This window comes from Citrobacter amalonaticus Y19 (assembly GCF_000981805.1).
GTDB classification, from domain to species: Bacteria; Pseudomonadota; Gammaproteobacteria; order Enterobacterales; family Enterobacteriaceae; genus Citrobacter_A; species Citrobacter_A amalonaticus_C.
Window position 1 is genome coordinate 279,225 of sequence record NZ_CP011133.1, and the last position, 11,769, is coordinate 290,993.

Below are 11,769 nucleotides of genomic sequence, written 5' to 3' on the forward strand. Positions count from 1 at the left end.
GACGAATAAGACCAGCGGTATTATTTAATAACTTTTTTATTAATCAGGACGGAAATAATTCATCAATAAAGCTCATTGGTTTACCAATGGCATTCGTAAGCTTAAGTATTTCTCCTGGTGTAACTGCCTTGAGCATTTCAGAGCGCCCTTCACGGATATATTCATCTACAGACATATCCCGCCATCCAGCTTTAGGTCGGTTATTGCAACCTTGCCAGTTTGAATCAGGGTTATCCCGACGAAGAACATACACATCGATAGAGCGAGTTAATCCTGCACCGAACGCTGCCTGAGCTGTAATCTTCACTTCAGAACCATCTTCGCGTTTAATGACCTGCGATATACGCGTGATTAACTCTTCAGGTGCGGATGCATTGTTCTGAACTTCATTGGTCATAAAACACCTCGTGGATGTTGTTCGGTTTATTTACTTATTAAATCACGAGGCAATCGGCTGACGAAGTGCTGTTCAGAAAGATACTTTTCTTCTCCGACGCTGGCTTATTCGTAGGTAGTCTGGACGCTACCATTCATAAGAAATGACGGTTAGCGTGTCGCTCACCTGTTCTTTGGTGATCTTTGGTTTAACCGGTTCGGGTAAAATTGTGATCGATATTTGAATAGTTGCCGTTGCCGTCTGTTTTTTATCAGAACTATTCCCATCATCCTGAGCCAGCGCATTCCATGAAACAACGAATAATAAAGCTGAGAGTAGCGTTCTCATTTTACACCTGTATAAAAGGTTGCTGTCCGTAGAACCATTATCTATCGGGTTAACCAGCTGACGAAGTTAATCAGTCGATAACCTTAAATTAAATATATGGATAAGGTCAGTTGTTTTTATGGTTAGTCGTCATCATGATACTCAGGGCCACCATAATTATCAAATCGAGACCATTGACCATTAAATGTAAGACGTACTGTCCCGATAGGCCCGTTGCGCTGTTTACCTATGATAATTTCAGCTATGCCTTTCATATCGCTATTTTCGTGATAGACCTCATCACGGTAAATAAACATGATCAGATCAGCATCCTGCTCAATGGAACCTGACTCTCGCAAGTCTGAGTTTACCGGACGTTTATCGGCACGTTGTTCAAGCGAGCGGTTTAGTTGCGATAAAGCGATTACCGGTACATTCAGCTCTTTCGCCAGCGCTTTCAGAGAGCGGGAGATTTCAGCAATTTCCAGCGTTCTGTTGTCAGACAGCGACGGAACACGCATCAACTGAAGGTAGTCGATCATAATGAGGCTAAGTCCACCATGTTCGCGGGACAATCGCCGCGCCCGGGTGCGAACGTCCATCGGTGTCAGGCCGGAACTGTCATCAATGTAAATGTTCTTTTTTTCCAGCAGCAGACTCATTGTGCCGGATAACCGGGCCCAGTCCTCGTCATCGAGCTGCCCTGTACGGATACTGGTCTGGTTAACACGGGATAGCGATGCAAGGGAGCGCATCATAAGCTGATCAGTAGGCATTTCCAGGCTGAAAATCATGACAGGCTTATCGTTTGTCAGCGACACATTCTCGCAGATGTTCATTGCAAATGTGGTTTTCCCCATCGAGGGTCTGGCAGCGATAATAATTAAATCCGAGGGCTGGAGACCGGCAGTCTTCTTATTCACGTCTACGTAGCCGGTATCGACCCCAGTGACTCCATCATGGGGACGCTGGAACAACGCTTCAATCTTGTTTACGGTTCTGTCCAGGATACTGCCGATGTTCTCTGGCCCGCTGCTCTTATCACCCCGTTGCTCTGCAATCTGGAAAATCCGGCTTTCTGCGAGATCAAGCAACTCGTCACTGGTTCTACCTTCCGGGTTGTAACCAGCCTCAGTTATTTCGTTGGCGACCTTTATCATTTCCCGGATTACGGCACGTTCCCGGACGATTTGCGCATAGGCAATTATATTCGCCGCGCTGGGGGTATTTTTTGACAGTTCTGCCAGATAGGCGAAACCGCCAAGACTATCCAGCTTACCTTCTCCCTCATTCTCGATGTGTTCAGCGAGGGTTATTAAATCAATCGGGAACTGATTTGCAACGAGTGATCTCATTGCAGAGAAAATTGAGCGGTGCGGGCGAGAACTAAAATCCTGCTCGCTAATGATTTCTGCCACATCATCCCATCTCTGGTTATCAAGCATTAACCCGCCCAGTACGGACTGCTCCGCTTCTATCGATTGCGGAGGAGTCTTTAAGCCGTATTCAGTTTTTTGCTTTGTCTCACCTGCTTCGGTAAACGGGATGTCCGCCATAGTCATAAGTTGGCCTCAGAGGTTCTGGAATAGCTTTTGTTTTTGCAATTGTCGTGCGCATTCTGATACCAGCTCCGGGTAACTGGTTGCTATTGCTTTTAGAATTGCTTCAGAGAGCTCATTCGCTTCATCGCAACGGCCCACCAGCCTCAGTTCGGCTACTGTACCCGGGGCACAGTTTGTCAGGTTGGCACGGGCATAATTGACTTTCAGTCGCGCCAGAAACTCCGCTCCGGGCTTGCGCTGTACAGCATGGACAGAAAGGGTTTTTCGGCAAAATCGACCAGCTGTACGACGTTCATGATGCTCTAGTGCTTTTGCTTCCAGCACCTGCCCGGCGATAACGGTCACACAGAGGTTATTAATCAACGCCGGTACATTCATGCGGTAATTCCCCGTTTATTCGCCAGCGCAACGGCGTCCAGAAGGACGAAGTCGTCAAGCAGGTTCAGACCTGCGGGTGTCTTCTGGTCTCGCCATAGGGAATCCAGCACGTCGGTGTCAGGCATACCCGTTGGAATAAGACTAAGAAGTTCGGACAACGTATCTACCTGTAGCATGTGGCAGATAGAAGCCAGCATTATCCCCTCTGAAGCTTTATCCATAAGACCACCGATCAGAACCTGAATTTCCGGGGGCATAACGAAATACTCATAATTGGATTTATTGAATCGACACTGAATGAGTTTATAACCCTTGAACTCAGTAATTAACTCCTGAAGAAATTCATGCAGCATATCTGGATTTGTTTTTCGAATAGCCGCTACCTGCATTGAGATTTTTAAAATGCCATCATCAACTCTTTCGTGTGGGCATCCTGCGGAGGAATAAATACTTTTTGCCTTTTCGAGCCAATTTTGCAGCTCGATATAATTACTCTGAATATTCAACGCGACCCCCATTGCTATCCAAAAAGTCTATAACCTTGATATTTTAATGCGCTCCTGTCTGTCATCGAAAAATTTAAGACAGCAAAATGCGGCCATTTATATGTGCAAAAATATGAGCCGGTTTATCCGGCCCATCAGAATGAAAAGGAATTTTATGCAGGTCTGTTAAAGACCTGCCGGGGGGTTAGTACACCGGGTGCAGCTGAGTATCTTCAGTTTCACCATTCTGCTGATTAGCGCCGTTGGAATCGGCATCAGTTGCATCGTCAACACTGCCGTTGTTTTCAGCACCATCACCGTCGCTGTCACCGTTAGCTTCAGCATCTTCTGCAATTTTTGCTGATTCCAGTTCAGCCAAGGTAGCCATCAGAGTACGGGCCATTTCAGGAGTCAGGCGTAAGACGACTTCTTCCGGCACGGTTTCCGTAATCTCGATCTGATTTTCATGCTCACCTTCCGGCTGCGGCGGGATCTGGTCGCGCAGCTGGCTCAGAGTCGGTAACAGGCTGTCGAAAGTTTTACGAATAACTTTTGGTTTCAGGCCAGTCTTTTTCTTCGAGTTCACAAATTTAGCAGTGACGCGGGTTTTCCCTGCTCCTTCTGCCTTTTTCAGGGATTCCATCAGAACTTCATACGGGTCGCGGTCAGTGCCCTGGCATTCGTTAATAACGTCAACGGCAACGTCACCAGATACCTTGTCTTCCTTCACCAGCATCTTGATGCTGAAGTCAGCGTTTGCCAGCACGATGCTACGGCGAACGGTGACCAGAGAGACACCCAGACGCTGAGCAACCGACTCAATGGTATGACCCCAGCCAATCAGGCGCTTGAAGCCTTCAGCGCGTTCCACCATCTTCAACTGAAGCGAGTTGGCGCTCTCGATCATGTTGTAGACTTCTTCGTCCTTGCCGCCTTCAAATTCCTCGACGGTGATTTTCTGGAAGCTCGCGCCCTCAGCAATCGCCATCATCAGACCAGCAAAACGGTGGTGGCCATCAATGATCTTCAGTCGGGTTACGCCTTCCACAACCACTGGTTTAACGCGGATGGAAGGAACGGAATGCGGACGTTCCAGATATGCGTGTTTGAACATTACCGCACGGTCATAGTTTACGTCGCGGAGGTTCAGTCCTTCTTCCACAAACAACCAGTACGGGCTCACCGCAAAGACGTTGTTACGTCCGATATCGGCTTCTTCGAACTGTTCCGTATTGCCGCTTTTACGCGCCTTGGTTACGAAATCGCTCAGTGCTCGCAGGGAGGATGGCGCTTTGTCTAAGCCGCGCATCAGTACCGCAGCGCCTTCCAGATTTTCCAGGGTACGGCTTTGTTCGAAGATAGCTTTAACGTCGGTGTTCATGGTGTTTCTCCGCTTTAGTTATTGTGTCGCGAGGTTCGTTGCTTGCTGTAAATCCAGTTAAACACACCCCGTACAGGTGACGAAGCGTATTTGGGGACAAAATGTCTCTTTTTTTTCTCTTTAACAAAAAAGCCCTGCAATCCAGTGATTACAAGGCTTTGGCACGAGTTGTCAGAGTTTAGATGGCGACGTTATTCTATTTTGACTGCATTTTTCATCAAAATTGCCATCACTTCACTCAGCTTTGAACTCTTACCTTCCGTGTATGAACCCCACGGGATGAACGGACTTGAGGTTTTGTCGTTTAATACAACGCCAGCAGGGCATCGCCATGCAGTTGGCTCTTTTGAGTCGGGTTCCCATTTCACGAGAAGTACCGGCTGATTACAGTCGATATCATTAATAGCTGGGATCATCTGGTAAGAAAGCACACCGGCTTTATCCCCACTGAAGAACGTCAGGTGTTTATACGCACTGGTAACGGCGACTACGCCAGCTAAGAGGCTTACGATCATGAAGCTTAGGTTTAGGATGTTGTAGCTCAGGCGTTTTTGCTTAAGATACTTCCCTGTCAGAACTGAGAATAAGATAGCCAACAATCCGCCTGCTCCAGTTGACCAAACGGAAATAGATTGCATATAGGAAGTCAAACCATGATACCTGTTGATTTGTTCAACAAACATAAATTGCATAAAATCAGCCGTCACAGGCATCGATATCATGAAAACCGTAAACATCATTATAACTATAAATATGAATGAATAGTGGTCACGGTAACCCGGGCGAGGATAAATTATCTCACTGGATTGATAAATCCATACGGAGAGTGATACAAACGTAAATAGAAAAATAAGGATGAAGTACATCTGGTATTCCTCTTAGAGTGTCTATCTGTAGATTCTTTTATTTAATTCAGCTCTGAAAAATGCATACAAAAACTGCCATCCATCACCATGTGCCGTTCTGTAATTTTTTTCAGGGAGTACCGGAAAACCATATTTAAAATTATTTTTCCCAGTATGACGCTGGCAAAAATGCGCTAGTTCATGTGCTACAACGCCTTTGATATGATCCAGCTGATTGATTGAATAAAACGCTCCGATGTCCTTATTCTGCTCTATATGTGCATATTCATGGTAGCGGTAGCGCGGTGTATCACTGTCAGGATAAATGGACGATGGTGAAATTGTAATCGCCCGCCCGCCGCCCCATGAATTTTTGGCATTCCAGTTAACTCGAACTTCAGGCTCGGGGCCGGTGAAACCATAAAACTGACGATAGAGATGCATAAGGTGGCTGGAGTACAGGAAAGCAACTTTCTCTGCTGTTACGATTCGAGAAATGCCATAGCGAGCTACAGCTTTATCTCTGGCTGTCAGAACGGGTGTTTTCACTCGTGGGGAGAATAATTTTGTTGGGCTGAATAGCCAGGCTTCTGAATCGTCATCAGGCATATCCAGTATCACCTGAATTTCTTCAGGTGATCCAACTCGTTGATGCCACCTTTCAAGATTATCGCCCACTTCACTCAGGCTGATTAAATCATCGGCATTCTCGTAGAATAACCAGATTAGCGTTCCTCGTGGGAGTGCTCTCTCAGCTGCAATATGTGAGCGGATAATTTGACGTGGAGTCATGGCGATTCCAGATAATTAATAAGGCTTACTTTACTTGTCCCCATGTCCTCAATACCAAAACGGATGATATCAATCTCCCCTGCCCCCTGACGGTATGCAGCTACCAGTTCTTCTATTGTTTTTGCGCGTTTCATACGCTCATTGAATTCAGCCGATTGATGAACTTGCTTGATTACAACAGCAAGGCCAGATCGCATTCCAACACGAGTAAACCAGGCCAGCTCCCGCAGCTCAGTTTCATCCAATGATGATAATTCACGCCCGGAAAGGCTTTTCAATAATTCAGCAAGCTTGGTTATTTCAAACAAGCCGTATGAAGGCGGTAGTGTGAGTATATTCAGCGACTCCCAATTCATAATCTCGCGGAATGTCGGCTTATTTATTGAATTTTTAGTTAGGGGGCCAAGGAACTCAGAAAAAAGTTTATTTTTATCCTGTTCCAATACGGTTAGAATATTTTGGTTGAGTGGTATTCGCAGCACTTCCCCACTGCTGATATCATCGTCTTTCGGCTTATTCATCAGAAGCTCTTCTTAATTTTCGAAGCTGGATACAGCTTTGCGAATTTCACGTTTTGCCTGCTGACGGGCGCGGTGCTTGCTTACACGAAGAGAACTATCGTATGCATTGTTTTTACGATAGCCACGTGAGCGGCACAGCGAGCAGGTGCAGCCATCTACTGAATAGAAAATCCCAAACGGTTTCATGAAGATCACCCTTAAACCAGATAATGAATATTCATCATAGCCTGGGTTAATTGGGTGACGAATAGTTAAGGAGTCCGTTTTGCTGGGGTTTTTACACTATCAGTGATTGAGTCGATGAGGTCGGGAATGGAAATGAGCTTTCTGCCAAAGAATAGTTTTCGTCTGGCTTCAATCTCGTAGCGGAAGGGTTCAATAATTTCATCGTCATGCATGATAACGAAACGATAGCCGTTATTAAGGAGTTTATGCAGCTTGTTTGTTTTTTTCTTATGGGGCTTAGCTTAAACATTGTTATCAACTTCTCATCGTGATCACCTGAGTTGTTATAACACAGTTATTTCCGACACGCTGCTGCTTTTGCTGAAGAACTCGGATTGCTTGGGGCTGGGCCAGCAGGTTGTATGCCGGGCGAACCCGGCATCGTTATCATAGGGCTTTATCTTTGCCCTTTCGTTCTATCCCACGAAACATCGCGCATTTCCGCACAATATCCAGTGTCGGGATGCTACCACTCCCCTGCTCTTTCACGCTCATTCGCAATGCGAGTCTTAGTAACATCTTGATGTCACGTGGTGGAAGTTCAGGGTAAGTGCTTACAAGTGATCTGACCAGTTCATCAGGAATGTTCACGCCAAAATTCTCACCCATAATCTTCCAGATCTTTTGAGCATCTGATTTCTCCGGCACATCATAGTGAATGATTGCCGCGCATCTTGGTATGATAGCCTCGTCGATGTCATTACCCCGGTTGCTTGTCATGAACATCAACCCATCGAAATACTCCAGTGTACGGAGGAACTCCGCAACGATGGCATTTTGAGTCAGTGATGCTCCACGCTGCATGACAAACACATCGGCTTCGTCCAGAAGCAGGACACAGTTCCAGCGTTTAGCCCGGGTCAGAATCGTCCGCAGATTTTTCTCAATGTCATCGGCGTTGGTTCCCAGTGCGCCAGCGTGAATTGAGTACAGGGGCCGTTCAATGACCTCTGCATACACTTCAGCAGTTAATGTCTTCCCAAGTCCGGGTGCGCCCACGCACATGATGATGTTACCCGCGCTTTTCCCTTCGACAATATCGCTGGTGAAAGCGCTGATATCCGTGGTCAGTATATCGAGTAAATCACGGTGGTCTTCCGGCAAAACCATCTTTTTTGGCAGTTCTTTATCATACTTGTATGGTTCTACGTTATTGGCATGTATCCAGATAAAGTCTTGCAGCGAGAGATCAAAATAACGCTGCACAGGAATTTCGGGTAAAAGACCAAACTGGTCATCTTCAAAAAGAGGCGACTCCACTTCTGCACCGTAGGCATCGCACTCACTATCAGGCAAATCGTGAATCAGTTTATGCCCTGCTATTTCCAGATTCCGGTCGCTGTAGCTATACGATTCCATTCTGACAGCCCTGCCGGTTGCTTTAAACTGATTGCCAAATTGCCCGTCGACCACTTCCTTAAACCGCGTGAGTTGTTCCAGGTACTCTTGTTTCAGCTCATGCGTTTCATGATAGATATCACGGTCGGCCAGTGTCTTAGCGACACTGCGCCGCGCCACCTCATTAGGCTCGAAATTCAGGGCGGTAAGCTGGGTTCCGTAAACCTTTTTGGAGTGCGAATATTCGCCGAACCCATACCAGCTGATTTGTACCAATAGTGATGGGGGACGGTCAGAGTTTTTTTCTGATTTTACTTCTTTTATTGCTGTAACAAGACCGGGGTACAGGTTGCCGTCATGACCGCGTCGGTATATCCAGCCATCAATTCGATTTGACTTCAGATATTGTAGTAACACACGACCGAATGCCGGAAAACTGCTGACAGGCTTATTGAAATCACCTTCCAGTGCAGTGATGATCGATTCAAGAGCTCGTCGATTTTTTGACTCTCCATCACCACGACATGCCTGCAAAAGCTCATTCAGATCATCCCGCGATAAACATAGCGGATCGACGGCAATCTCATCGTCAGAACTACGGTGGCTATAACGATTACGTAAAGCCTCAAATGTTGGGCTTGTGGTAGCTTTTAGTGTTTCTGTTTTTATCGTGAGTGCCATAGCCGTCCTCGTCTGAAATTTACTTTGATATGCCTTATGTTCACATGGAAGGAGTAACTTCGAACGCATTAGGAACTCTGATCCGTGAGCCTATTTCCAGTTTAATGGTTGCCTTTACGTATTCACCCTCCTTCAGATAGGTGATGTCTTGGTTATGAAATGTTGACTTTTCATGTGTGGCCCACCATTCCATAGAGCTTGGGATTTTTAACGTTAGCCCAAGGTGTTCAGTGAGATAGCATACTCCCATGTTTGAGTAGGTCTTAACCGGGTTTGGGTAGAATTGAAAGTTGCCCTCTACGAGACAATTAGTACGAGGATCGATGAACGACAGGAAAACGCTAAAAGTACCCTGACGTTTTAGCTCGGCGTAAGCCTCAAGAATCGTGAAACGCTTTAATGCGTCATTTGAAAACAGGGTGACAATTTTTTCCGCAAACATAACAACCTCATAGTCTGTTTTTTTCTATTATCAACCGATGTCCCCTCCTGACGAATAGGTTTACAGGCAAAAAAAACTGCACCATAAGGTGCAGTTTCGATAATCAAGCAATGGCGAATTGTTATTTTTCGCTACTCAGTTTATCCGTAATGAATGCTTCAATTTCTGCCATGAGCTCGGTACTCATTCGGTTAAATTCAAAGCGAACTTTACGGCCTGATGCATTTTTGCTGATACGGGCGTATTTGTCCTTATTGGCAAAATTAGCCAGATCACGGGTTTCCCAACTTTTTGCCGGTGGCTTTTCAGCGAGTAATTCAACCGCCTTCGTGATCTTCTCCATGACAATTTTCTGCGCTTCCGGGATATCACTGATGTCCAGATTAGCAGTTTCATCTTTCACCTTATCAACTACATCTTCAAGAATGAAAAGATTGCTTTCTACATATTTCTGAAGTTTGGACAACCGGCTATAGAAGGAATTTGGGATCCCTTCATAATCCGGGAACAGTGCAATCAACGAACCGTCGATGCGAGCTGCCTGAATGCGCTTGAAGACTGATACATGGCTGATGCCAAGGAAGAGGGCGAGCTCTTCATTTTTAGTGAAGCCGTTCTCCTGCATTAGTTCCAGATATTGAAGTCCAACTTCGCGGTAGGAAAATCTGCGTGACGTTTGCGCTGCGGTAATGATTGCCTTAATGTCCTCCGGTGATAGCTCATCCGGCAGAACCCATAGTGGCAGATCTTTTTGAGCCTCAATGCAACAAAAGCGTCTGCGGCTACCTTCAATAAGCAGGTATACACCGTCGCGTTTGACGGCAACACCCTCAGTATCAACACCCCTTGACTCAATTTGTTCCAGGATATCGCGTACTGCGTTTATGCTCAGTGCTTCCTGATTTCGCGGGTTCATTGGGTGAACGGCGGTCTCTGTAGCGACATTTTCCGCCGCTACCGTGACGTGCTCAGCTTCCATTTTACGCCCGTTATGAAGGGTAAAAAGTTTCTTCATGCGAGGAGGCGTTTTAAGGTTAGCCAACCCGGAACGGTGGCCTACATCGGTTCGCTTTGGCGCATTTAGATAACGGGATTTATCGTTTCCGATATGCTGTTCATCACTCACGCGTTAACTCCTTCCTTCGCTGAAAAACTTTTAATCTCATTAATAAACTGCTGGTATACGGCCATTACTGATTCTTCGGCTATATCCAGTTGTTTTGGCGAACACAACTCTTCCGATTTTTTAATATCGAGAACTGACCTACCTCGTGACGCAGCTGCTTTGAATGCTTCAGAGTTTTTGATGTTGGTTGCCATAAACAGGTCTTGAACGGTACGAATTAACTTATCGAGGACAATTTTTTCGTATGGGCTTTTATCATCAACGTTAACGGCCAGAACTTTAAACCACTTAATATTTTCCCCTTTATTTGGGGACTGGCGGAATCGCTCACTGATCGTCAGCATGAAATCAGTTGTTGATGCATAGTCGTATTCTCGCGGAGACACCGCGACAAGAATACCGTCTGCGGCTTCGTCTGCGGCCCAGATAATTGGTGAATCTTCAGGAGGGGTATCGAAGATTATAAGGTCATACTTAGCTTTCAGGACTGGCATAATCACTTCTTTGAATCGCAGCAACAACGCGGTGCGATCTTCTTTATTACATTGCCAGTATTTATCTTTGAATCTTGCATCGGTAGGGAACGCAGTAATTACATCCAGATTCGGCAGGTGGGTTGAGAACGGCATATTCTCAATGATTTCCGCTTCAGAGTAGCCCATGTCGAGATATTTTTTATATTCTGAATCATCTTCATATACGCCCAGGATAGCGTCGATAGCAGTCAAGAATACGTCATCTTCAGAGACGCTTTGAATCATACCGCTACCAATAGAACCTTGCGGATCCCATTCAACCACTAAAACTCTGGCGTTTAACTGGAGATCAAGCGCAGCTGCAACAGCCAGAGCCACAGAACTCGTGCTTTTACCCGTCCCCCCTTTGTGGTTCTGAGTAATGATAGCGCGGCTATGATAGTAGTCTCTATAGCGTGGATAACCGAGGGCATCCATTATATTCTGGACATCCCAGCGAGTATAAAGGTGGTTTTTGTTCTGATAAATGGGCTGGCCCACTAGCTGCTTCTCTTCGAGATCAGCAAGAATCTTATTGAAGGTTACTCGGGACTTGCCGAAAAAATCGGACAGATTTTTTTTATTCAGGCAGTGGTTATAGATCAGGCGATCCACACCCTCCACACTGTCATCTGATACAGATACCCGGGATGAAGCCATTAACGATTCTTTCAGTGAAATTTGTTCGGACTTCATGCGTTGCCCGACAAGGGCAATTTTATCTATTAGATTCATTCTCTTTATACCCTCAATCCTGAAGTATGGATTTAAACGC

At 45.9% G+C, this 11,769-nt stretch carries 14 protein-coding genes; all 14 read right to left on the reverse strand.

Annotated elements, in window-relative coordinates; genetic code table 11:
- Nucleotides 1-43: 43 nt before the first annotated feature.
- Nucleotides 44-397, reverse strand: coding sequence for a hypothetical protein (locus F384_RS27680; RefSeq protein WP_046499419.1), 354 nt, complete (start codon nt 395-397; stop codon nt 44-46).
- A gap of 126 nt (nt 398-523) precedes the next feature.
- Nucleotides 524-724: a hypothetical protein gene (locus tag F384_RS27685; RefSeq protein WP_046499421.1), complete on the reverse strand. Its 201-nt coding sequence runs from the start codon at nt 722-724 to the stop codon at nt 524-526.
- Between the two features lie 122 nt (nt 725-846).
- Nucleotides 847-2,265, reverse strand: coding sequence for a replicative DNA helicase (dnaB, locus tag F384_RS27690; RefSeq protein ID WP_046499424.1), 1,419 nt, complete (start codon nt 2,263-2,265; stop codon nt 847-849).
- Between the two features lie 9 nt (nt 2,266-2,274).
- Nucleotides 2,275-2,643: a hypothetical protein gene (locus tag F384_RS27695; protein WP_046499435.1), complete on the reverse strand. Its 369-nt coding sequence runs from the start codon at nt 2,641-2,643 to the stop codon at nt 2,275-2,277.
- Nucleotides 2,640-3,149, reverse strand: a complete 510-nt coding sequence (locus F384_RS27700; RefSeq protein WP_226991686.1) for a hypothetical protein — start codon at nt 3,147-3,149, stop codon at nt 2,640-2,642. The genes F384_RS27695 and F384_RS27700 overlap by 4 nt, the downstream gene beginning before the upstream one ends.
- Before the next feature lie 184 nt (nt 3,150-3,333).
- The gene (locus tag F384_RS27705; RefSeq protein ID WP_046499440.1) at nt 3,334-4,509 is read right to left on the reverse strand and encodes a ParB/RepB/Spo0J family partition protein; all 1,176 of its coding nucleotides are present in this window, start codon (nt 4,507-4,509) and stop codon (nt 3,334-3,336) included.
- A 191-nt stretch (nt 4,510-4,700) separates the two neighbouring features.
- Nucleotides 4,701-5,375: a hypothetical protein gene (locus F384_RS27710; protein ID WP_046499442.1), complete on the reverse strand. Its 675-nt coding sequence runs from the start codon at nt 5,373-5,375 to the stop codon at nt 4,701-4,703.
- A 21-nt stretch (nt 5,376-5,396) separates the two neighbouring features.
- Nucleotides 5,397-6,146 (reverse strand): hypothetical protein, encoded by a 750-nt coding sequence (locus tag F384_RS27715; RefSeq protein ID WP_046499445.1) that lies wholly within the window; start codon nt 6,144-6,146, stop codon nt 5,397-5,399.
- Nucleotides 6,143-6,667, reverse strand: a complete 525-nt coding sequence (locus F384_RS27720) for a hypothetical protein (protein WP_046499447.1) — start codon at nt 6,665-6,667, stop codon at nt 6,143-6,145. Before F384_RS27720 ends, F384_RS27715 begins: the two co-directional genes overlap by 4 nt.
- Before the next feature lie 12 nt (nt 6,668-6,679).
- Nucleotides 6,680-6,853, reverse strand: a complete 174-nt coding sequence (locus F384_RS30210; protein ID WP_167337387.1) for a hypothetical protein — start codon at nt 6,851-6,853, stop codon at nt 6,680-6,682.
- A 426-nt stretch (nt 6,854-7,279) separates the two neighbouring features.
- Complete coding sequence (locus F384_RS27725; RefSeq protein WP_193388324.1) at nt 7,280-8,911, reverse strand: AAA family ATPase; 1,632 nt, start codon at nt 8,909-8,911, stop codon at nt 7,280-7,282.
- A 40-nt stretch (nt 8,912-8,951) separates the two neighbouring features.
- Nucleotides 8,952-9,353 carry a hypothetical protein gene (locus F384_RS27730; RefSeq protein ID WP_046499451.1) on the reverse strand — a complete coding sequence of 134 codons (402 nt, stop codon included), beginning with the start codon at nt 9,351-9,353 and terminating at the stop codon, nt 8,952-8,954.
- Between the two features lie 121 nt (nt 9,354-9,474).
- Nucleotides 9,475-10,479, reverse strand: coding sequence for a ParB family protein (locus F384_RS27735; protein WP_046499452.1), 1,005 nt, complete (start codon nt 10,477-10,479; stop codon nt 9,475-9,477).
- Nucleotides 10,476-11,729, reverse strand: coding sequence for a ParA family protein (locus tag F384_RS27740; protein ID WP_046499454.1), 1,254 nt, complete (start codon nt 11,727-11,729; stop codon nt 10,476-10,478). Before F384_RS27740 ends, F384_RS27735 begins: the two co-directional genes overlap by 4 nt.
- Nucleotides 11,730-11,769: the final 40 nt, after the last annotated feature.

Bases quoted from the DNA above. Each gene is read 5' to 3' on its own strand.
- F384_RS27680 (WP_046499419.1), bottom strand. From the start codon at position 397: ATGACCAATGAAGTTCAGAACAATGCATCCGCACCTGAAGAGTTAATC.
- F384_RS27685 (WP_046499421.1), bottom strand. From the start codon at position 724: ATGAGAACGCTACTCTCAGCTTTATTATTCGTTGTTTCATGGAATGCG.
- dnaB (WP_046499424.1), bottom strand. From the start codon at position 2,265: ATGACTATGGCGGACATCCCGTTTACCGAAGCAGGTGAGACAAAGCAA.
- F384_RS27695 (WP_046499435.1), bottom strand. From the start codon at position 2,643: ATGAATGTACCGGCGTTGATTAATAACCTCTGTGTGACCGTTATCGCC.
- F384_RS27705 (WP_046499440.1), bottom strand. From the start codon at position 4,509: ATGAACACCGACGTTAAAGCTATCTTCGAACAAAGCCGTACCCTGGAA.
- F384_RS27710 (WP_046499442.1), bottom strand. From the start codon at position 5,375: ATGTACTTCATCCTTATTTTTCTATTTACGTTTGTATCACTCTCCGTA.
- F384_RS27715 (WP_046499445.1), bottom strand. From the start codon at position 6,146: ATGACTCCACGTCAAATTATCCGCTCACATATTGCAGCTGAGAGAGCA.
- F384_RS27720 (WP_046499447.1), bottom strand. From the start codon at position 6,667: ATGAATAAGCCGAAAGACGATGATATCAGCAGTGGGGAAGTGCTGCGA.
- F384_RS30210 (WP_167337387.1), bottom strand. From the start codon at position 6,853: ATGAAACCGTTTGGGATTTTCTATTCAGTAGATGGCTGCACCTGCTCG.
- F384_RS27725 (WP_193388324.1), bottom strand. From the start codon at position 8,911: ATGGCACTCACGATAAAAACAGAAACACTAAAAGCTACCACAAGCCCA.
- F384_RS27730 (WP_046499451.1), bottom strand. From the start codon at position 9,353: ATGTTTGCGGAAAAAATTGTCACCCTGTTTTCAAATGACGCATTAAAG.
- F384_RS27740 (WP_046499454.1), bottom strand. From the start codon at position 11,729: ATGAATCTAATAGATAAAATTGCCCTTGTCGGGCAACGCATGAAGTCC.